This is a genomic window from Terrihabitans aquatilis (assembly GCF_052542005.1).
This window is the reverse complement of record NZ_JBOCUO010000003.1, coordinates 305,293-327,167: the sequence shown is the minus strand read 5'-3', so window position 1 is coordinate 327,167 and position 21,875 is coordinate 305,293. Positions and strand designations below refer to the sequence as shown.

Sequence of the window (21,875 nt, the reverse complement as noted above, 5' to 3'; positions counted from 1 at the left end):
CTGAATTTCAGTTCTCGATCAGCGATCAATTCGGTCGGGAGAACGTCTCGTCGAACGAATAACCGGACCCGCGGACGGTGCGTATCGGGTCTGGCCGGCGGCCACGATTGATGGACTTACGAAGACGTCCGACATGCACGTCTACCGTCCGCTCATCGATGTAAACGTCGTGTCCCCAGACACCGTCCAGCAATTGCTCGCGGGAGAACACACGACCTGGTGTCTGCATCAGAAACTCGAGCAGGCGGAATTCCGTCGGACCGAGATCGATCTCCCGTCCGGATCGGCGCACCCGCCGCGTGTCACGATCAAGTTCAATATCGCCAGCCTTAAGCTGCGAGGCGACCTGCGAAGGGTTCACACGCCGAAGAAGGCTGCGGACCCGAGCGACCAGTTCTGGCACGGAAAATGGCTTGACGACATAATCGTCGGCTCCGGTTGCCAGCCCCCGCACGCGCTCGGCCTCCTCGCCGCGCGCCGTCAGCATGATGATCGGCAGCAATTCCGTTTCGGGACGCGCCCGCAAACGGCGGCAGAGCTCGATGCCGGACAGGCCCGGCAACATCCAGTCGAGAAGGACGAGATCGGGCACTCGCTCCCGTAGGCGCGTTTCCGCCTCGTCGCCTCGGGCGACGCTCTCCACATCGTAGCCTTCGGCTTCCAGATTGTAGCGGAGCAGCAGCGTTAGAGGCTCTTCATCCTCTACAATCATAACCCTCGCAGGCATACGCTACGCACCTTCCGCGTAAGACACGGTGGTCATGCTCGTGAGGTCGCCCTTCGGGCGCTCGTCCGTGAGGACTTCGCCAAGGACCAGATAATGGATGGTCTCGGCTATGTTGGTTGCGTGATCCCCGATGCGCTCGATGTTCTTCGCGCAAAACAGGAGATGCGTGCAGAAGCCGATATTGCGCGGATCTTCCATCATGTAGGTGAGGAGCTCGCGGAACAGGGACGTGTAGATCGCGTCGATCTCTCCGTCCTGCCGCCACACTTCGAGCGCACGCTCGGCATCACGCCGCGCATAGCTGTCGAGGACGTCCTTCAACTGTGCGAGTACCAACTCGCTCATATGGTCGACGCCGCCCGCAAGTTTCGGAGGCTGCAGCTGACCTTCCAGTGCGATCACGCGCTTGGCGATATTCTTGGCGAGATCACCGATGCGCTCAAGATCGTTCGAGACGCGAAGCGCGGCCACGATCTCGCGGAGGTCCACAGCCATCGGCTGCCGCCTCGCGATCGTCAAAACCGCCTTTTCCTCGACCTCACGCTGAAGCGCATCAACCGTGCGGTCGATCGAGATCACGTTCTGGGCAAGACTGATGTCCCGGTCGAGGAGGGCGCTGATCGAGTCGCTCACGAGCTTCTCGGCCAATCCTCCCATCTCGGCTACCATTTCGCCGAGGGACTTCAGATCTTCGTCGAATTGCTTTGCCGTATGATCAGTCATGGGGCCGCCGCTCATAAGTCAAGGGTCTCTTAGAAGCTGTCAATGACGCTTGCATGACACGAGATGCGGAGCGATTACCCCTCCGCAAGCATTTTCCCGAGTCGACGCATCGTCTTTATATTCGATCGCGCCGGAGATGTTTCCAGTGCAATCGTAAAACGGGCGCCTCCCCCTTCCGGACTTTCGATCAGAAGACGTCCCCGATGCCGGGCCATGATGTGCTTGACGATCGCCAAGCCGAGCCCGGTCCCCCCCTTGTCACGGCTCTGGCCGGCATCGATGCGATAGAAACGTTCGGTGAGCCGGGGCAGATGCTCGGCCGCAATTCCGGGTCCGTAATCACGCACGCAGAACTGTGCTTCCTGTCGGTTGCCGATCGTCGTGCCAAACACGGCAACCTCGATCCGCTTCCCGGCCTGGCCGTACTTGATGCCGTTCTCGGTGAGATTCTCTACCACCCGGATCAGTTCATCGCGATCTCCCGCCGCCATCAACGGCTCGGACGGGATGGACGTGACGATGGTTACCTCGCGTTCGGTGGCGAGTGGAGCCAGGCTGTCGAGAACCGTCTTGACGATCTCGACCAGATCCACCTGATCGACGGGGCGCATGTGCTGCTTCTGCTCGATCCGGGAAAGCGACAACAGATCATCCACGAGCCGCGACATGCGGGCGGCTTGCCCGCGCATGATTTCGAGAAAGCGGGCCCGGGCGTCGACATCGTTTTTCGCGGGGCCTTGAAGGGTCTCGATGAAACCGAGGAGAGCTGCGAGAGGCGTGCGCAATTCGTGGCTGGCGTTCGCCACGAAGTCGACGCGCATCCGCTCTGCTCGACGCAGATGTGTCAGATCGTGAAGCGTCAGGAGAACGAAGTCGGGCGCCTGATCGGCCGATGCGATCGTGCGCACCGGATCGACATGAGCCTCCGTCCAGCGGTCCACCGGCACACGATCGGCATATTCAACGACACAGGCAGGCCCGCCTCCGCCTACCCCCCGAACCGCGTCCAGAACCTCCGGCACCCTCAGGGCGAAAGAAATAGGTTCGTCGGGCCGCAGATTGGACAAAGCTTCCCGGGCGGCATTGTTGAACTCTAGGACGGCCCCCCGCTGACTCAGCAAGATGGCGGGCTCCGACAGCGCCTCTATCAGCGAGCGGATCGAGGGCGGGCTCGCAACGGCGCTTTCCCGTCGGTCTTCACTCTCCGATGGTACGACCTGCGGCACGATGAGAGTGACCGCGACGATGAGCAAAGCTCCAAACAGCGCGATCAAAGGTGATACCGCGCCGAAAAGCGCCATCGCAGCCAATGTGCCCAGGGCTGCGATTATCGGCGTGGCTGCGGCCCGTAACCGACGTTCCGTATGGCTCGTCAAACGAGTCCAAGCTGAAAATTTGTGGCGCGTTACGTCGCTCATTATCCCCCCTATATAGAAGGGGCCATGACGCTATGACAGCAGCGTGACACGTCATCCAAGAGATCTGATTGCCCGCCTCAGACCTTGACCTTCCACCGAGGGGAAGGCCCATCTTGTAGGCTTGAGCAAAAAACTCCGAGAGACGTGATGGGAATCGGCGAGCAAAATACCTCCTCTCAAATCGAGGAGAAGTCTTCCGCTATCGTGAAAGATCCGGTTTGCGGCATGGATGTCGATCCGCTGCAATCTCCACACAAAGCGGAATACGAAGGATCAGCCTACCACTTTTGCTCTGCGGCTTGCCTGAACAAGTTCGAAGCGGTGCCCGAGAAATACGCAAGGCCGTCTCACAGCGCCTGCCGCGGGCATTCGCATCCTTCACCGGCGGTTGGAAAAGCCAAAGACCCCGTTTGCGGAATGGATGTCGACCCTCAAACCTCCAAACATCAGTCCACATATGAAGGCAGTATCTATTATTTCTGCTGCAATGGTTGCCGGACCAAGTTCGAGGCTGATCCGCAAAAATACCTGTCGCCGAGAGAAGCGGAGCCCGCGCCGGAAGGCACGATTTTCACCTGCCCGATGCATCCCGAAATTCGACAGGAAGGACCGGGTTCATGCCCTCTGTGTGGAATGGCCCTTGAGCCTCTTCTTGTCACGGCCGAGGCTCAGCCCAATCACGAACTGATCGATTTCACGCGTCGCTTCTGGATCGGCGCCGCCCTTACGCTTCCCGTGTTTGCGCTCGCCATGATCGAGCACCTGCTCGGCCTCCATCTTGTGGCGCCGGGAATCTCGAACGTCGTTCAATTCGCTTTGGCGACGCCTGTCGTGCTTTGGGTGGGCTGGCCGTTCTTCGAACGAGGTTGGCATTCTCTGGTGAGCCAAAACCTCAACATGTTCACGCTCATTGCGCTCGGCACGGGCGCTGCCTGGCTATACAGCACCGCTGCAACCTTCGCCCCCGGCCTTTTTCCAGAGGCCTTCCGTGGCCATGACGGTGCGGTGCCGGTCTATTTCGAGGCAGCGGCCGTCATCGTGGTTCTGGTGCTGCTTGGCCAGATTCTCGAATTGCATGCTCGCGACGCGACCGGAAACGCAATCCGCGCGCTTCTTGGTCTTGCGCCGAATACGGCTCGCCGCGTGAGGAATGGTTCGGAAGAAGACATCCCGTTGGAAGAGGTTCAGATGGGCGATCTGTTGAGGGTGCGCCCAGGTGAGAAGATGCCGGTGGACGGCACCGTCAGCAGCGGACGTTCCGCCGTGGATGAATCACTCATCACCGGCGAAGCCATGCCTGTCGCGAAGCAGGAGGGTGCGAACGTCATCGGCGGCACGATAAACGGTCAGGGCACACTTCTCATCCGAGCCGACAAGATTGGCCGCGATACGATGCTCTCCCGGATCGTCCAATTGGTATCGGACGCCCAGCGCAGTCGGGCGCCGATCCAACGTGTGGCCGATCAGGTTTCGGGCTTTTTCGTCCCGGTCGTCATTGCGGTAGCGCTCGCCAGCTTTGCCATCTGGGCGGCAGTCGGACCCGAGCCGAGCTTTTCGTATGGGCTGATCGCCGCCGTTTCCGTATTGATCATCGCCTGCCCGTGCGCGCTCGGCCTCGCAACCCCGATGTCGATCATGGTTGCCGTCGGCCGGGGCGCGGGTGCCGGAGTTCTTGTTCGCTCTGCAGAGGCGCTGGAACGGCTTGAGAAGGTCGATGCCCTCCTCGTCGATAAGACGGGCACCCTGACCGAGGGGAAGCCGTCTGTTACGAAGGTTGTGCCCACCAGTACCTTCACCGAAACGGAGGTGCTGCGCCTCGCTGCGAGCGTCGAACGTGCGAGCGAACACCCGTTGGCAAATGCCATCGTTGCAGCGGCACTGCAGCGTGATCTTTCGATCGCTCCCGTTGAAGACTTCGATTCGCCCTTGGGTAAAGGGGCGGTGGGCGTTGTCGAAGGCAAGCGCATCGCACTCGGCCATGCGGCCTTTTTCGATGAAATCGGGATCGCGACCGCGTCGCTCGCGGAGCAGGCCAACGCGTTGCGCACCAGTGGTGCGACGGTGATTTTCATTGCTGTCGACGGCAGCCTCGCAGGCCTTGCCGCGATCGCCGATCAGGTAAAGGCGACGACCCCTGACACCATAAAGGCGCTGCATCAGGCCGGCCTGCACATCGTGATGCTGACCGGTGACAACCGTGTAAGCGCGCAGGCCGTGGCGAATGCGCTGGGTATCGACGAGGTCCGCGCCGAGATTCTTCCCGAGCAGAAAAGTGCGATAGTCCGGGAGTTTCAAAGCCGTGGGCGGATCGTCGCAATGGCCGGAGATGGGGTCAATGACGCTCCGGCACTGGCCGCGGCCGATGTGGGAATTGCGATGGGTACCGGCACTGACGTCGCCATCGAAAGCGCAGGCGTCACGCTTCTGGGGGGCGATCTCTCGGGCATCGTGCGTGCACGCATCCTATCGAAGTCAACGATGACGAACATTCGTCAAAATCTCGTCTTCGCATTCCTCTATAACGCGATTGGAATTCCCGTTGCCGCCGGTATCCTCTATCCGGCGCTTGGGCTTCTGCTGTCGCCCATGTTTGCCGCGGCGGCCATGGCATTGTCCTCGGTCAGTGTCATAATGAACGCATCCCGCTTGCGCGGCTTGCGACTCTGAAACGGAGGCGGCACAGCCCTTGCCTCCTCCGTCTCGTCTACACACGAAGATGCAGGTGACCCATGCTCGAAAAGCGCCCGGATGAAACACTCATTGCAGCCGACAGCCCGGACGCCCTCGAACAAAAAATTTCCGACGTCAAAAGCGCCATTATCAGCAAAATGACGCTGGCGGTCGGCAAGGACCCCGCTTTCGCAACGGATCGCGACTGGTTTCTGGCCTGCGCTCTCACCGCCCGCGACCGGGCGACTGCCCGTTTTCTTGAAGGGAAGCGCAACAACGCATCCGATTCTAAGAAGCGGGTCTATTATCTTTCGCTGGAATTCCTGATCGGCCGTCAGCTGACGGATGTTCTTTCAAATCTCGGACTGTTGGACGTTTTCCGCCAGGCATTGGGTGATCTGGGGGTCGATTATGAACGGGTGCGGGCCACTGAGCCCGACGCCGCCCTCGGCAATGGCGGGCTGGGACGCCTGGCCGCTTGCTTCATGGAGAGCATGGCTACGCTCGGTATCCCAGCCTACGGCTATGGCATCCGCTACGATCACGGCCTGTTCCAGCAGGTTATCCAGGACGGCTGGCAGCAGGAAGTGCCGGAATACTGGCTGTCATTCGGCAGCCCCTGGGAATTCCTGCGCACGGATGTGATCTATGACATCAAATTCGGCGGATCGGTCGAGACCAAACTGACGGATAAGGGCGTCACACGATATATCTGGCATCCGGCCGAGATCGTTCACGCCGTTTCCTACGATACTCCGATCGTCGGATGGCGTGGTGAGAACGTCAATCCCCTGCGCCTGTGGTCAGCCCGCGCGGTCGATCCGCTGCGGCTTGAGCTCTTCAATCAGGGTGATTACGTCGGGGCAGCTTCCGATCAGGCGCGCGCAGAAGCTATTTCCAAGGTTCTGTATCCGAGCGACGAGACTGCTTCCGGTCAGGAATTGCGGCTGCGGCAGGAATATTTCTTCGTGTCGGCGTCGTTACAGGATCTGGTGAACCGACATCTGCGGATCTACGGCGATCTGCATTCGCTGCCCGAACGCGCGGCTATCCAGCTGAACGACACTCATCCCGCCGTCGCCATCGCCGAAATGATGCGGCTGCTGCTCGATGAGCACGGCCTTCCCTGGAATGATGCCTGGGCCATTACGGCTGGCACCTTCTCATACACGAACCACACTCTGCTTCCCGAGGCGCTGGAGACGTGGCCTCTTCCGCTGTTCGAGCGGCTCCTCCCTCGCCACCTTCAGATCATCTATTTCATCAACAATCTGCATCTGGAAGCCGCAAAGGCGGCTTTCCCGGGCGAGCCTGATCTCCTGACGTCCGTGTCAATTATCGATGAGCGTGATGGCCGGAAGGTTCGAATGGGCCAGTTGGCCTTCGTCGGCTCCCACACCATCAATGGCGTTTCGGCACTCCACACCGATCTCATGCGCAAGACCACCTTCCGTGATCTGAATCGCATCTATCCGGATCGTATCCAGAACAAGACGAACGGCGTTACCTTTCGGCGCTGGCTGCATCAGAGCAATCCGGGACTTACAGCCATTCTGCGCGAGGTCTGCGGAGACGAGGTGCTCGACAATCCGGAGCGGATCGTCCAGTTGGCCGATCACGCGGAGGATTCTGCGCTGCAAAGGCGCGTTCAGGCAGTCAAGCGTTCGAACAAAACGGCTCTCGCCAAACTCATCCTCGAGCGGACCGGAGTTCGTGTCGAACCGGGCGCATTGTTCGACGTGCAGATCAAGCGAATTCACGAATACAAGCGCCAGCTTTTGAACCTGCTCGAGACGGTTGCGCTCTACCATGCGATGCGAGCCAATCCGTCGGCCGGATGGACGCCACGTGTCAAAATCATCGCCGGCAAGGCTGCGGCGAGCTATGTCAGCGCGAAGTTGATCATCAAGCTGGCCAACGATATCGCCAAGACGGTCAATTCCGACCCAGCCGTTCAGGACCTATTAAAGGTCGTGTTCCTGCCGAATTACAATGTCAGCCTCGCCGAGACGATCATACCGGCGGCCGATCTTTCGGAGCAGATTTCTACCGCCGGGATGGAAGCCTCCGGAACCGGCAATATGAAGCTTGCCTTGAACGGTGCATTGACCATCGGAACGTTGGACGGCGCCAATATAGAAATCCGTGACAATGTCGGTGATGACAACATCTTCATTTTCGGGCTCACCACGGAAGAAGTAAGCCATCGCCGAGAACGTGGCATCAGCGCCGCATCGGCCATCGCAGCATCCCCCGCCTTAGGACAGGTGCTGGACGCAATCTCAGACGGCGAATTCTCGCCCGATGATCGGGGGCGCTTTGGCCATCTTATGGAAGGTCTGCGCAACAACGACCGCTACATGCTGACCGATGATTTCGACAGCTATTATGCAGCGCAACGACGCGTCGATACCTGCTGGCAAACGCCCGAAAGATGGACGCGTTCGGCAATTATCAACATTGCGAACATGGCCTGGTTCTCGTCAGACCGAACCATCCGCGAATACGCCAACGACATCTGGCACGTTTCGCTGCCGGCCGCGAATTGAGGACATGCCCCGGCCTCGACCGGAGCATGTCCCATCACCGGTCCCGGTCTGCCACGAAATGGGCAGCGGCACGCAAGACATCTGCTCGATCACCGAAAATTGCCAATGCCAACTCCGCTTCGTCGACAAGAGCGGACAAACGCTGACGAGCAACGTCCTTACCCCACAACCTGACAAGGGTGCCCTTGCCCATAGCCGCATCCTTGCCGGTGGCCTTGCCGATGACGGCCGCATCCGCTTCCTCATCAAGGAGATCATCGGCAATCTGGAACGCCTGTCCGAGCGTGCGTCCATAGACCAAGAGGGCATTGCGCTCATCCACGCTGGCGCCGCCGAGGATCGCTCCCATTTCGACGGATGCCAGAAGAAGCGCCCCTGTTTTCATCGCCTGAAGACGCAAAATCGCCGAGTCGTCGAGGTCGAGCGGCGTGCCGCCGTCGAAGCGCCCTTCGGCCGCAAGATCCAGCAATTGACCACCGACCATGCCACCCAGGCCAGCCGCACGGGCAAGCGATTTCACGAGTTCGACGCGCACGATGGGATCCGACGAAGTTGGCTCATCGGCCAGCACGTCGAATGCGAAGGTCAGAAGCGCATCGCCTGCGAGAATAGCGGTCGCCTCATCGAACCGGCGGTGAGCCGTGGGCTGCCCGCGCCTCATGTCGTCGTTGTCCATGGCAGGCAGATCGTCGTGGACGAGGCTGTAACAATGAACGAATTCCATGGCCGCGGCCGCCCGCATGACCCCCTGCCCCTCACAGCCGAACAGACGTGCGGACTCAATGACGAGGAAGGGGCGCAGCCTTTTGCCACCGGCGAGAGCTGCATAGCGCATCGATTCGACCACGCGTTCAGGCCGAACCGTTTCCCCTGGCAGAGGCTCAGCCGTCAGCAGCTCCAGCAGTACGGAATCGATCTCCTTGGCGGAGCTCGACAAATGCACGGCAAATTCAGCAGGTTTCAAAGTAACTGCCTTTCGCAGAATGAGGCCCAACGGTAGACACAATTGACGCCCAATGGGACGATGCGGGTGCAAGGCTCGCCCTGAGACTTGGACGACAAACCAATCTCACGACACGTTTAAAAACATTCTGACTTATAACGACATCCTGACCTCAAGGCCGGGCGCAACACGGCGGAGTATCCGAAATGGGCAAGACGGGCGAGCGCATTTTCGCGACATGTGCGAACGTGTGCATCAAGCATCGTTGGCTTGTCGTCCTGGCAAGCATCCTCCTGACGGTTCTCGCCGCCTGGTATTCGAGCTTCCTCACGATCAATACCAGCACTGACGGCGTGCTGTCCGATCAATTGGAATTCAGGAAGGTCGAAAAGGAGTACCGCGCCCAGTTCCCGAAAGAGGAATCGGCCCTCGTCATCATCGATGCCCCGACCCCGAGGGATGCCGACAGTGCGGCGGACAATCTGGCGGTTCGGTTGAGCGCGCGGTCAGACCTGTTCAGCCATGTGCGGGTGCCGGGCAATTCATCGTTCTTTACGGACAATGGGATCCTCTATCTCGGCGTCGATCCGCTCACCAATTTCCTCGCCACACTCGACAAATCCGCATCTCCCCTTCGCCTGTTCAGCCAGGACGCAAGCCTTCGCGGCGTCGCCACATTGATCTCCGATCCACAGGCCGGTTCCGGCCAAGCGGACAGCGCCGAAGCCGCCCGCCTCTTCGCAGAGCTCGGCGAAACTGCCAGAGCGCGGGCCGAGGGGGATCAGGACAAACAGGCAAATTGGGTCAATATCTTTGGAATCCAGCGGCCTGAGGGACGGCCCGGCACGCGCCGCTTCGTCCTCGCTCTTCCGGTTCTCGACAATTCGTCCCTCGACCGCGCCAAGCCTGCCATCGAAGCGCTGCGTGAAGAAATTGCAGGCATGGAGAGCGAAGAGGCAGAAGGTGTCAAAACTCAGATCACGGGAGATCCGGTCCTCCGCCAGCAGGAACTGAGCGATGCCTTTTCGGGCGCAGTTACCGCAAGCGCCCTCTCCTTCGTCCTGGTGGCCTTGAGCCTCGTGCTCGGCATCCGCTCATTCCGCCTCATCGCAATCTTGCTGGTGACGCTCACGATCGGCGGCATCTGGACGACCGGTCTCGCCACGTTGTTCGTTGGTCGGCTCAACCTTATTTCCGTAGCCTTCATGGTGCTCTTTCTCGGCCTAGGTGTCGATTTCGGCACGCATCTCGGCCTGCGTTTCATGGAAGGCCTGAAGAAGGGCGCTTCCTTCGCGGATTCCATGCGCACCGCCATGGTGGGCGAAGCGCCTAGCATCGGCCTCAGCACCCTTTGTGCGATCGTGGCCTTCCTGTCGTTCGTTCCGACGACGTACACCGGCCTTGCGGAATTCGGCATAATCTCCGCGCTGGGCATGGTCGTCGCATTCGTGATGACGTTCACGGTTCAGCCGGCCTTGATGGCCGTGCTGCCGCCGAAGGTTTCCAGATGGGAGGCGCCTGAATTCGGGATCGGCAAATGGATCAAGGGCCATTACCGAGGCATCCTGATCGTCTCCGCGCTGGTGACGGTGGGAGCGCTGGTCGCGGCGACAGGCGCGCGCGTCGACACCAACCCACTCAATCTGCAAAATCCAAAAGCTGAACCGGTCGTAGCCTTTCGCAGCCTCGCGCATGATCCCCAGACATCGCCCTATTCGGTGAATGTCATCGCGTCCGACCTCGAAGACGCGCATGCACGCGCCAGCAGGCTTGCACAGCTTCCCGGTGTCGCCCACGTCGCAACCGCTGAAGATTTCCTGCCGAAGCAGCAAACCGAAAAGCTCGGCCTGATCGAGGCCACGAAAACCAACCTCGGCACCGAGTTTTTTGACACCGGGAACGTCTTGCAGCCACCCGATTCTGCAGCTCTCAGCGCTGCGTTCACGCAGCTCCAGGAAGCTGCGGCCGGTATCGCGGCCTCTTCTCCCGAAGGTTCGGATGTGCAGCGTTCCGCCGTTCTTCTGCGCGACGGCTTGAACTCCTTCGCAGAAAAGCGCGGAACGGGTCCGGAGCAGCTCGCCGAGATTCAGTCCGCCTTGGTGGGCTCCTTGCCCCAGATCGTTTCCGCCCTCCGGGAGCGGCTGGCGGCTGCGCGCATCCTGACGGTCGATGACCTCCCCGATGACATTCGCAAGGATTGGATCTCGCCTCAGGGCGGAATCCGCCTCCAGGTACAGCCGGCAGACGATATTGGCAGCCCGGAAGGGATGGAAAAGTTCGCGACCACCATCAAGCAGGTGGAACCGCGCGCATCCGGCGCTCCCATCAGCATCACAGATGCAGGTTCTGCGATCCTGAAATCATTCCTGGAAGCGATTATCTATACGGTGATCGCCATCGGCCTCATCGTCATACTTCTACGGCGCCGCGTCTCGGATGTGCTGCTGGTGCTTGCGCCTCTGGCCGTCGCATCGATCTGGACCGTGGCATGCTCTGCCCTGTTCAATTTGCCCTTCAACTTTGCCAACGTCATCGTCATCCCGCTTCTGATCGGCCTCGGCGTCGCCGGCAGCATCCATATCGTGGTGAGAGCGCGAGAGCTGGAGCACGAACAAGTCGCGGGGGCGGAGCCGATAGATGTCTTCGAGACATCGACATCACTCGCGGTTCTCGTCACGCAGTTGAACAACGTTGCTGCCTTCGCCACCCTCGCCATCTCGCATCACCGAGGTCTCTACAGCATGGGCATGCTGCTCGGCCTCGCCATCCTGCTCGTGGTGATCGTATGCCTCGTCGTGCTTCCCGCCGCCATGATGGCACTCGATCGACGCCGAAGGCTGCGGCACGTCTAGCGTACGCCGTTAAACCGTGCGATTGCCGTGGCGCGTTTCCTCATGGGCGGGTGCGAGATGGCAAAGGTCTTGGTCACAGGTGGTTGCGGGTTTGTGGGCCGGCATCTTGTTTCGGCGCTTCAGGCGCGCGGGGACGACGTGCGTGTCCTGGACGTCCGTTCGCCCAAGGAAGACTTTATCGGTGTCGATTTTCGCCAAGGGTCTATCCTTGACGCAAAGACTGCCAAGGATGCCCTGCACGAAATCGAATGCCTCTATCACATTGCAGGCATCCCCCATCTGTGGGCCCGATCGCCTCAGACATTCGATGACATCAATCGTCGCGGCACCGAGACGATGCTGGAGGCTGCGGCCTCCATCGGTACGGCCCGGATCGTTCATTGCTCCACGGAATCCATTCTTCTGCCACCTCGGAAAGGAGGCGTGGTCCAACCGGTCAATGAGCAGATTCCCCTGACTGTCGAGGACATGCCCGGCCCCTATACGCGATCAAAGTTTCTTGGGGAGCAGGCCGCTCTCCATGCAGCGCGGAACGGAATGAACCTCGTGGTGGTCAATCCAACGATCCCGATCGGCGCGGGTGACGACAACATGACCCCGCCTGCAATGATGCTGGAATTATTCCTGCGCGGCGGCTCTCCCATGTTTCTTGACTGCATCCTTAATTTCGTGGACGTCCGCGACGTCGCCGACGGTATCATCCTTGCCGGAGATCGTGGCCGTGCCGGGCAACGCTATATCCTCGGAGGCGAGAACCTCCCGCTTCGCGATCTGCTTGGTTTTCTGGAGCAGGTCACGGGACGAAAAATGCCGAGGCGAACGGTGCCGGGCGCGTTGGCCCTCACTGCGGGCATTGTTTCCGAATGGATTTCCCGCCGTTTTCACGGGAGGGAACCTGCGGCAACACGCGAAGGTGTGCTCGTGGCGCTGCGCTCCGCACCCTTCGACAGCTCTAAAGCGAAGACGGAGCTCGGCTACGCGCCCTCGCCGATCGAAGGCGCTTTGAAGGCCGAGATCGCGTGGCTCGCCCGCCGAAACGGGATCAGCTTGCCGGCAGCTTTCTCCGCTGCCTAGCTTTCGCCAAGAAACTCATGCTGATATCTCTTCGAATACAGCTAAGGGAACATCCTCCATGAAGCTTCCCATACTCGTCCTTGCCTCGGCGCTCGGGTTTGCGGGCTCAGCCAGCGCAGGCACCGTCATCATCAACATCAGCGGCATCGAAGTCGGGAAAGGCAGCGTCAAGGTCGGCATTTGCGATACCGGTCTCGGCGAGGAAGGCTGCCCGATCGGCGCTACCCAGCCGGCCGTCGCGACTTCCCAGCAATTCGTGTTCGAGGATATTCCGACAGGCCATTACGCCTTCGTGGGCTATCAGGACCTCAACGACAACGGTTCCCCGGACAAGAACTTCCTGGGTATCCCGAAAGAGCCCATCGCGCTCAGCAATGGCGCATGGGAGAAGCTAGTGCCGACCTTCGCGGACGCGCAGATGCCCATTTACGATGGACGGGAAAACCGCATTCCCCTCACCCTCCAGGTTTTCGGCGGGAAGAAAGCCGCTGCACGCTGAGAGCTGAGCCTATCCGATTAACTGCACGTTCGGCGGGCACTCGACGGGCGATGCCCTTCCGTGCCATATATCACCGAGTTGGTTGATACTGGAAAATGGGCGCGGTGTCCTTATTTAGCATCTGAGCCTGAATGGCGGTCCAATGCGGGTTGGGCCTCCATACGCCACACTCCCCCTTCTGCGTGAGGCCTAGGCAGACGGTTCAGGATGCCGGCTGAGCCGACCCAGATCCGGGATCCCGCAGATTATGAATGATGTGGCCAGTTGCAAAAACCTGCTGGCCTTTTCGGATGACGGCGCTGCGGCGCAATCGTGAAGGAGCCGTAAGTGGGCATCCCCCTGAAACAGATCGTCGATGTCGGCAGCTACATCGTAAAGAAAGAGCTTTCGGGCACGAAGCGCTATCCGCTTGTGCTGATGATGGAGCCGTTGTTCCGCTGCAACCTGGCCTGTGCGGGCTGCGGAAAGATCGATTACCCTGATGAAATCCTGAACAAGCGCATTTCCTATGAAGATGCGATGGAAGCCGTGGATGAGTGCGGCGCTCCGGTGGTGGTGATCGCCGGCGGCGAACCACTCATTCACAAAGAGCTTCCGCAGATTGTGCGGGGCATCATGGCGAAGAAGAAATACGCCATCGTTTGCACCAACGCGATCCTACTCGAGAAGAAGATGGATGAGTACGAGCCCAGCCCGTACTTCACCTGGTCCATCCACCTCGATGGCGACAAGGAGATGCACGACAATTCGGTGTGCCGGAACGGCATCTACGACAAGGCCGTCTCTGCGCTAAAGGAAGCGAAGCGCCGCGGCTTCCGCGTCACCATCAACTGCACCTTCTTCCAGAATGCCGATCCCGACCGGATTGCGCAGTTCTTCGACGAAGTGACGGCTCTCGGTGTTGACGGCATGACGGTATCGCCGGGCTATGCCTATGAGCGTGCGCCTGACCAGCAGCACTTTCTCAACCGGCAGACGACTAAGAACATCTTTCGTCGGGTGTTCAGCCAGGCCAAGGGCAAGGGCTGGCAGTTCAACCAGTCGACCATGTTCCTCGACTTCCTGGCCGGCAACCAGAACTACAAGTGCACGCCGTGGGGCAACCCGACGCGCACGGTGTTCGGCTGGCAGAAGCCCTGCTATCTGCTTGGCGAGGGCTATGCGAAGTCCTTCAAGGAATTGATGGACGACACGAATTGGGACAATTACGGCGTCGGCAATTATGAGAAGTGCGCCGATTGCATGGTCCATTCGGGTTTCGAGGCCTCGGCCGTGCGTGACACGATTCGCCGTCCGTGGAAGGCTGCAATGGTATCGATGTTTGGCATCAAGACCACAGGCCCCATGGCACCGGAGATCCCGCTGACCAACCAGCGTCCCGCCGAATACGTGTTCTCGCGCAATGTGGCCGCGCAGCTTGAACAGATTCGCACGAACAACCGCTCGACGACGGTGGATACCGAGGACCATCAGGAACTGGTTCGGTCTCCGGACCCGGGTCCAGAGCGCTCGGCGGTCTCCAGCGCTGCTTGAGCGTATTCTATAGGAACAGAAAAGCCCGGCTTCATGCCGGGCTTTTTCATGACTGCTTATGTAAAAGCTGACTTCCTATGGCTGGCACAAAACCAAGCGCCCGAAAGGCGGCGGCCGCATCACGGCTGAGGTGAAACAGATCCAAGATCTGTTCGGGCCGGCGCGCCAGGCTTTTGAACACCGCCGGCAATGAGATTCCACCGTCCGGCTTGAGGGCAGATGTCACCAAAGGCGGTAAAGCCCGAGAGGCGGGATCACAAACGACACGGATTGCTGCAAAAGGCAGCTTGTTTTGCCGGGCATATTCCGCGGCGATGTGAGATTCCATATCGACTGCCGCAGCTCCGGACTCGCGAAACGCGGCCTGCTTCGTAGCCACGTCCGCGAAGGCGAAGTCAGCGCCGACCAGCGGGGCATGAACAATCTTCAGGCGTGGATCGCCCGAAAGCGCATTCTGCAGAGCGGCCAACAGCTCCGCATCGCAGGACCATTCCGAAGACCCGGTCACGATCTTCGTGCCCAGCACCACATCCCCAGGTTTCAGACTTGGATCGAGCCCTCCAGCGACACCGAAACTGACCACGGCGCGACAGTTCGGCGATCCCCGTTCGGCGAGGATTTCGCGCAGGCGGGATGGTACGCCACCGCTGCAAACTGTCTCCACCGATGCACCGGCTGCGATGCGTGCCTCACGAGCGATCCCTGTGATCACCAGTACCGGCTGTGCCTTGTCAGAGAGGTCACATGCCGAAGGCGACATGACCGCTATTGCCCTTTTTAAGGTTGCGATACCGCGCCATGGCCCAGATGGGGAAGAATTTCGCGTAGCCGTGATAACGCAGATAAAAAACACGCGGGAAGCCGCCGCCCGTGAATGTGTCTTCTGGCCACAATCCGTCCGATTTCTGGTTGGCGTTTAGCCATTCGATGCCGTGCGACACTGCAGGGTGCTCGTTCATCCCAAGAGCCTGCAGCGCCATGATGGCCCAAGCCGTCTGCGAAGCGGCGGACGGCGCAGGCTCGTAACCGCTGTAGTCGAGCTTATAGCTGTCACAGCCCTCACCCCAGCCGCCATCGCTGTTCTGGATGGCAAGCAACCAATCAGCGGCTCGGCGCATCACCTCCGCATCGTGTGGCACGCCGGCGGCGTTGAGCGCGCAAAGCACGGACCATGTCCCGTAGATGTAGTTGACGCCCCAACGGCCGAACCAGGAACCGTCCTTCTCCTGTTCGGCAATGAGATAATCCACGCCCTTCTTCAGCGGCACGCAGCTTTCCATCGTCTCGCCGAGCTGAGCGAGCATGGACACGCAGCGCGCGGAAACATCCACCGTGGGTGGATCGAGCAATGCACCATGATCCGCGAAAGGTATGTTGTTCAGGTAATGATAGGTGTTGTCGGCGTCGAAGGCGCCCCAGCCTCCGTTCTCGCTCTGCAGGCCGACCACCCATTCGCGCGCACGCGCGATGGCTTCATCGAAATCTTTCCGCGCAGGATCACCGATCTTAGGCTTGGCGCGGTCCATTCCCATGACCACGACGGCCGTGTCGTCCACATCCGGGTAGTGCGCGTTGGCATATTGAAATGCCCAACCGCCAGGCCGCACGTCCGGGCGTGCGGTTGCCCAATCGCCCTTCACGTCCAACACCTGATGTGGCTTCAGCCAGTTCAGGGCGTCTTCCGCCGCCATTTCCGCCTGTCCGCCACCCACTTCCAGCATTGCGTGGCTGGCAAGCGCTGTATCCCAGATAGGCGAGAGGCAGGGCTGGCAATAAGCCTCGTCATCTTTTACCACGAGTAGCTTTTCGATCGACTGACGCGCAAGAACGACACGCGGATCATCTGCCGGTACGCCCAGCACGTCGTACATTTCGAGCGCATTGACCATCGCAGGGAAGATGGCACCCAAGCCGTCCTCGCCGTTCAGCCGCTCATCGACAAAGGCCATGGCCTTTTCGATGGCGCGCTTCTGGCTGTTTTTCGGGAAATGGGGCTCGGCAAATTTCAGCGCGATGTCGAGCGTGCCGAAGAACTTCTTCCAGAACGGATTCTGGTGCGCGCCACCGCTCTCCCATTTTCTGACCTGCTCCGGCGGCACCACAAACAGTTCCCGGACATTGATCCCCAGCTCGTTCTTCGCCTGAGGCTTCAATGTCTGAAGCACGAGGAGAGGAACTATAACGGTCCGAGCCCAGTAGGAGACCTTGTCCAGATGGAAAGGAAACCATTTCGGCAGGAGCATGATCTCCACCGGCATGGTGGGCACGGCCTTCCAAGGCACCTGTTGGTAAAGCGCCAGAAGGATCTTGGTGAAAACATTGGCATTGGCTGCGCCGCCATGTGCCAATATGGCCTCACGTGCGCGGGCCATGTGAGGGGCATCGACATCGTCGCCGATCATCTTCAGCGCAAAGTAGGCCTTTACACTGGCGCTGATGTCAAAGGCGCCATTGTGGAACAGCGGCCAACCGTGATGCTTTCCCTGTATTCGGCGAAGATACACGCCGATCTTACGCTCCAGCTCAAGATCGACGGGCTCGCCACGGTAATGACGCATCAACACGTATTCGGCGGGGATGGTCGCATCTGCTTCCAGCTCGAAGCACCAATGCCCATCATCTTTCCGGTATGAGAGCAGTCCGCCGGTGGCGGATGCAATGCGCTCCTCAAGTGTCTCCAGAGAGATCGCCTCGTTCTGTCGCACCGCCGATACCTCGTTCACGTCCTCACCTCCTCACGCGGCCTGCTGCGCCACGCGTCCTTCCTTTGCAATAATGGCCTTCGCGGCCGAGAATCCGGACCGCACAGCACCTTCCATGCAGGCAGGCAGACCCGTCGCAGTCCAGTCGCCGGCAAGAAACAGATTGTCGTAGCTGGTTTTGGGACCGGGCCGCTTCACCGCCTCGCTCGGAATGGCGGCGAAGGTCGCGCGCCGCTCCCGATTGATCTGCCATGGCGGTAATTCTGCGGGAAGGCCGGTCACTTCTGCCACCTCCGCCCACACTTCGCGCGCCAATTCCTCGCGATTATGGGTCATAAGGTCATCCGCCGCGCTGATCGTCACCGAAAGATGATCGTCATAAGCGAACAGCCATTCCGAACGTGAATTGACCATACCCATATAGATGGGATGTCTAGGGGGGGGCGCGATTTTGAAATGCAGGTTGAGGATCGCCTTGAATTTCTCCGGCGTCACGAGGCCTGGAACATAAGCCTTGGCCACAACCGGCGGTGTCGCAAGCAGGACTTTATCTCCCGGGGCGATCTCTACCTTCTCATCTCCGAAATCGAGTGCGACCGCACGATCTCCCTCATAATCGATCCCGCGAAGTGTACGCCCATAGCTGAAGGTGCCGCCGCGCTCCGTCAGGTAGCGAAGGGCCGGATCTATATAGGCCGACGACATGCCTTTGTGAGCGATCAAGGGCCGGCAAGCCTTGCCACCCCCGCCGAAGGTTTCGCGGAACAGCGTAATGGCCATTCTCGCGTCCGCTTCTGCCGGCTCGACATTCAGCGCAGCCAACATCACCGGGCGCCACAGCCTCTCATACAGGGGAGAGGTACAATCCATCACCTCTCCCACTTTTTTGCCATCCTGATTGGTGGCTCGCAGAAGACCCAGCGGCGCGAGATAATCAAACGGGCTCGTGTCCGGAACACGCCTGCTGGAATCGAACACCCACCACGGCAGTCGGCTCGCATTCGGGCGCAGCGTCCAGCGCTGACCATTCTTAAGATCGACGAACGGAATTTCCGCAGCGTTCTGGGTCATCTCCTTCAGACCATCGATCCGCTGAAGATAATTGATCGCGGCGTGATTACCCGACAGCAGGAGATGACTGCCATTGTCCACGACGATGCCGAGAACCGTGTCCACGAATGAGCGGCAACGGCCGCCAGCCGCTTTTGCCGCTTCATAGAACCTGACACCGTATCCTGCATCGACGAGATCAATCGCGGCCGCGAGACCGCCGAGACCCGCGCCGACAATGTGAACCGTGCCCGGCATCCTAAACCACTCCATACATAAGCAACGCGCCAAGCAAACGCAGCTTGCGCACACCAACTCGACTGCGAGGAGGCGCCCAGCCCTGCGCTCGCAAACGCGACAGCACATCCCGATAGGCTGCGCTCATAAGACGCGGCGCACGCACCGCTGCACGAGAAGCCCCGTCCATGATGGCGTCGGCTTCTTTGAAATGCAGCGCCGCCTCCTCCGCCAGAACGCGGCAGACCTGCTCCAGGCCCGGCTGGGCCAGGATGGTCGCCGCATCCCCCAGATCGGGTTTCATGCCGGTCTTTTCCAGTTCCTCGCGCGGCAGATAAAGGCGGCCTATCGCGGCATCCTCATCCAGATCACGCAGGATATTGGTAATCTGAAGTGCGCGCCCAAGATGATGGGATAGCGATGTGCTTTCCTGCGCATCGAGCCCGAAAACGGGCGATGACAAGCGACCGACGGCGCACGCCACCCGGTCAATATAGAGGTCGAGCGTCTCCCGACCCGGCGCAACTATCGGCGTCCCGACGTCCATTTCCATGCCATCGATGACGGAATGAAAGTCTTCCCGCTGGAGGTCGTAGGTCTGCACGGCTTGAACGAGGAAAGCGGCCTGCTTCGGATCGGCACCTTCGAACAGCGCGTCAATGTCGCGACGCCAAGCCTGTAATCCAGCTCGTTTTTCAGCCTCCGTGCCCCCTTCATCGGCGATGTCATCGACGGCCCGGCAAAACCCGTAAACCGCGAACATGGCTTCGCGTCGCGCGCGGGGCAGGATGCGCATGGCAGCGTAGAACGAACTACCAGAGGCTGGAGGAGGCGCAGAATTCTCCAGAGCGCTCATGCCTGGATGCTCCGGCGTGCCGGTATCAACGTGCGCCTCAACAGCATGCCTGCGGCCGAGCTCAGAGTGGTGGCCGCAAAGCCGATCTTGCTGAAGTGAACCTTTTCACTGAGCGGATCGCGATGTTGCAGACCCTTGGCAAGGATCAAAGCTAGGCGATGGATCGCCGCAATCTCAAGCGCAAGCCGCGTATTGGTGATGTTGTCGAGCAAAGGTCGCCCTTCTTCGAGAAGGATGACACAGCGACGCGCAAGGTCGACGACGACTGCACGAAGCTGCGGATTGGCCTTTGATGCCGCAAGATCCTCGATCCGAGCTCCATGAGCGGCAAGGACATCTGCCGGAAGATAGACACGTCCGAGCGTGCGGTAATCCTTTCCACAATCCTGCAGATGATTGATGATCTGCAGCGCAGCGCATATCGCATCCGAGGCCGCCCAGGTGTGCTGCGCATCCTCCCCATGAACATCCAGCACGTAACGTCCGACAGGCATTGCCGACAGCGCGCAATAGGCCATGAGCTCGGACCAGTTTGCATACTGATTTTTCCGGGCATCCAGCCGGAATGCGTCCAGCAGATCCCTTGCGTGGCGAGGCGTCAGCCCCCGTGCCGCGAGTTCGCGCCGTAACGGCTCGGCTTCGGGATCCGCTGGCCCCTCGCCGATCAATGCGGCATCCAAAGCGTCCAGCATGCGGAGCTTTTCTTCCGACGACAATGTCGGATGGTCGGCAACGTCGTCGGCCGCTCGCACGAAATCGTAAAAGGCGAGGATAGGCCGGCGATAACGCTTCTGGATCAAACGGGAGGCAACCGGGAAATTTTCATCTCCATGGGATTTCCCCGAGCGGGCGTCGGTGGCCGAGATCATGCTCCGGTACTCTCGGCCGCAGCCTGGTAACGGCCCTTCCAGGCGCCGCCTTTCCCGCGCCAGTGCTGAACGGCAGAGTCCACGGTAAAGCCGAGATAAAGCAATGCGATGAAGGGCAGCGCGATGCCCCATGCCGGTGAACGCCGATAGAGCCGCAGGACCGGCTGGAACGAGATGGCCATAAGCGCCCATACCGCTGCACCTAGGAATCCCGGCCAGCCGGGAGCCAGCAAAGCCAGAGCCGGAGGGGTGATGTAGGTGATGAACATGCCGAGCACCGCGCCGAGCAGGCGCAGTGGCGAATAATCCAACTCGGCATAGGCCGAGCGTGAGACCATGCGGCGAATGTGATCGAAATCGTCATAGGGGCGGATGCTTTCTACCGCCTCGGTCAGACCCAAGAAAACTGGCCCTTGTTTTTTCAGAAGGGCGCCAAGAGCGCAGTCGTCGATCAACGCATTTCGGATGGCAGCCACGCCGCCGGCCGCCTCGAGAGCATCATAGCGCACCAGCATGCAGCCACCCGCCGCAGCCGCAACATTGTTACGGGCGTCGTTAACCCAACGAAACGGATACAATTTCTGGAAGAAAAAGATGAAGGCCGGGATCAACAGCTTTTCGGCAAAACTGTCACACCGCAGCTTCACCATCAGAGACGCAAGCACCGTACCACGGCTTTCCGCACCGCGCACCAAACGCTCCAAAGCGCGGGGATCGCGATAGCCGATATCCGCGTCCGTGAAGAGCACATATTCCGGCGCGCCCGCTTCTGCCATGGCCGCCACGCCCTGGTGCATGGCAAAGAGCTTGCCGGTCCATCCCGCAGGCGGCTCGGAGCCATCGAGGACAGCCAAGCGATCGGAGACGCCGAGTTGATGCGCCGTGCGGTGTGCGATCTCCGCCGTCCCATCTGCACTCTGATCGTCGACCAACAGGACAATGAAGGGACCGGCATAGGTCTGTTGTAGAAGCGACCCGACGCTTTCAGCGATGACATCGGCCTCATCGCGAGCAGGAACGATTGCAACGACGCTCGGCCAGTGCTTCGGCGCGGGAAGTTCATCGGGCGAAAAGCGCGTATCCCGCTCGGCTGCGCGCCAGAATCCGCCACGCGCGGCGATCAGATAAATCCAGATCGCGCCCGACACGACAGCCAGGATTGCCGATATCACT

Annotated in this window: 16 protein-coding genes; 6 read left to right on the top strand and 10 right to left on the bottom strand. The window is 60.1% G+C overall.

What is annotated here, in order from left to right; genetic code table 11:
• Positions 1-25 precede the first annotated feature (25 nt).
• The 3 genes from phoB to ACQ6S1_RS12455 form a co-directional block, all read right to left on the bottom strand.
• Positions 26-727, bottom strand: coding sequence for a phosphate regulon transcriptional regulator PhoB (gene phoB, locus ACQ6S1_RS12465; protein WP_445041535.1), 702 nt, complete (start codon positions 725-727; stop codon positions 26-28).
• 3 nt (positions 728-730) lie between these two features.
• Positions 731-1,450 carry a phosphate signaling complex protein PhoU gene (gene phoU, locus ACQ6S1_RS12460; protein WP_445041534.1) on the bottom strand — a complete coding sequence of 240 codons (720 nt, stop codon included), beginning with the start codon at positions 1,448-1,450 and terminating at the stop codon, positions 731-733.
• Positions 1,451-1,524: 74 nt separating this feature from the next.
• Positions 1,525-2,751 (bottom strand): ATP-binding protein, encoded by a 1,227-nt coding sequence (locus ACQ6S1_RS12455; RefSeq protein ID WP_445041533.1) that lies wholly within the window; start codon positions 2,749-2,751, stop codon positions 1,525-1,527.
• A 264-nt stretch (positions 2,752-3,015) separates the two neighbouring features.
• Between ACQ6S1_RS12455 and ACQ6S1_RS12450 the strand changes: the two genes are divergently transcribed.
• Together ACQ6S1_RS12450 and ACQ6S1_RS12445 are read left to right on the top strand one after the other, a co-directional pair.
• Positions 3,016-5,535: a heavy metal translocating P-type ATPase gene (locus ACQ6S1_RS12450; protein ID WP_445041532.1), complete on the top strand. Its 2,520-nt coding sequence runs from the start codon at positions 3,016-3,018 to the stop codon at positions 5,533-5,535.
• Positions 5,536-5,597: 62 nt separating this feature from the next.
• Positions 5,598-8,087, top strand: coding sequence for a glycogen/starch/alpha-glucan phosphorylase (locus tag ACQ6S1_RS12445; RefSeq protein ID WP_445041531.1), 2,490 nt, complete (start codon positions 5,598-5,600; stop codon positions 8,085-8,087).
• 34 nt (positions 8,088-8,121) lie between these two features.
• On the opposite strand, the gene ACQ6S1_RS12440 is transcribed toward ACQ6S1_RS12445, so the two are convergent.
• The gene (locus ACQ6S1_RS12440; protein WP_445041530.1) at positions 8,122-9,051 is read right to left on the bottom strand and encodes a polyprenyl synthetase family protein; all 930 of its coding nucleotides are present in this window, start codon (positions 9,049-9,051) and stop codon (positions 8,122-8,124) included.
• Positions 9,052-9,236: 185 nt separating this feature from the next.
• On the opposite strand from ACQ6S1_RS12440, the gene ACQ6S1_RS12435 reads away from it, so the two are divergent.
• The 4 genes from ACQ6S1_RS12435 to hpnH all read left to right on the top strand — a co-directional run bounded on the left by ACQ6S1_RS12435 (position 9,237) and on the right by hpnH (position 14,988).
• Entirely contained in the window at positions 9,237-11,882 is a 2,646-nt protein-coding gene (locus ACQ6S1_RS12435; RefSeq protein WP_445041529.1) for an MMPL family transporter, read from the top strand.
• A 57-nt stretch (positions 11,883-11,939) separates the two neighbouring features.
• Positions 11,940-12,956 carry an NAD-dependent epimerase/dehydratase family protein gene (locus tag ACQ6S1_RS12430; protein WP_445041528.1) on the top strand — a complete coding sequence of 339 codons (1,017 nt, stop codon included), beginning with the start codon at positions 11,940-11,942 and terminating at the stop codon, positions 12,954-12,956.
• A 58-nt stretch (positions 12,957-13,014) separates the two neighbouring features.
• Entirely contained in the window at positions 13,015-13,455 is a 441-nt protein-coding gene (locus tag ACQ6S1_RS12425; protein WP_445041527.1) for a DUF2141 domain-containing protein, read from the top strand.
• Between the two features lie 327 nt (positions 13,456-13,782).
• A complete protein-coding gene (hpnH, locus tag ACQ6S1_RS12420; RefSeq protein WP_445041526.1) occupies positions 13,783-14,988 on the top strand; it encodes an adenosyl-hopene transferase HpnH in 1,206 nt (401 codons plus the stop codon).
• Positions 14,989-15,034: 46 nt separating this feature from the next.
• Here the strand turns inward: hpnH and ACQ6S1_RS12415 are convergent, their stop codons facing one another.
• Genes ACQ6S1_RS12415 through ACQ6S1_RS12390 form a run of 6 tightly spaced genes read right to left on the bottom strand, consistent with a single transcriptional unit; the run spans position 15,035 to position 21,874 of the window.
• Positions 15,035-15,748: a phosphorylase gene (locus tag ACQ6S1_RS12415; RefSeq protein ID WP_445041525.1), complete on the bottom strand. Its 714-nt coding sequence runs from the start codon at positions 15,746-15,748 to the stop codon at positions 15,035-15,037.
• Complete coding sequence (shc, locus tag ACQ6S1_RS12410; RefSeq protein WP_445041524.1) at positions 15,729-17,711, bottom strand: squalene--hopene cyclase; 1,983 nt, start codon at positions 17,709-17,711, stop codon at positions 15,729-15,731. The genes ACQ6S1_RS12415 and shc overlap by 20 nt, the downstream gene beginning before the upstream one ends.
• A gap of 12 nt (positions 17,712-17,723) precedes the next feature.
• Entirely contained in the window at positions 17,724-18,998 is a 1,275-nt protein-coding gene (hpnE, locus tag ACQ6S1_RS12405; RefSeq protein WP_445042018.1) for a hydroxysqualene dehydroxylase HpnE, read from the bottom strand.
• Position 18,999: 1 nt separating this feature from the next.
• Positions 19,000-19,833 carry a presqualene diphosphate synthase HpnD gene (gene hpnD / locus ACQ6S1_RS12400; RefSeq protein WP_445041523.1) on the bottom strand — a complete coding sequence of 278 codons (834 nt, stop codon included), beginning with the start codon at positions 19,831-19,833 and terminating at the stop codon, positions 19,000-19,002.
• The gene (gene hpnC / locus ACQ6S1_RS12395; protein ID WP_445041522.1) at positions 19,830-20,702 is read right to left on the bottom strand and encodes a squalene synthase HpnC; all 873 of its coding nucleotides are present in this window, start codon (positions 20,700-20,702) and stop codon (positions 19,830-19,832) included. Before hpnC ends, hpnD begins: the two co-directional genes overlap by 4 nt.
• The gene (locus ACQ6S1_RS12390) at positions 20,699-21,874 is read right to left on the bottom strand and encodes a glycosyltransferase (RefSeq protein ID WP_445041521.1); all 1,176 of its coding nucleotides are present in this window, start codon (positions 21,872-21,874) and stop codon (positions 20,699-20,701) included. The genes hpnC and ACQ6S1_RS12390 overlap by 4 nt, the downstream gene beginning before the upstream one ends.
• Between the last annotated feature and the right edge of the window lies 1 nt (position 21,875).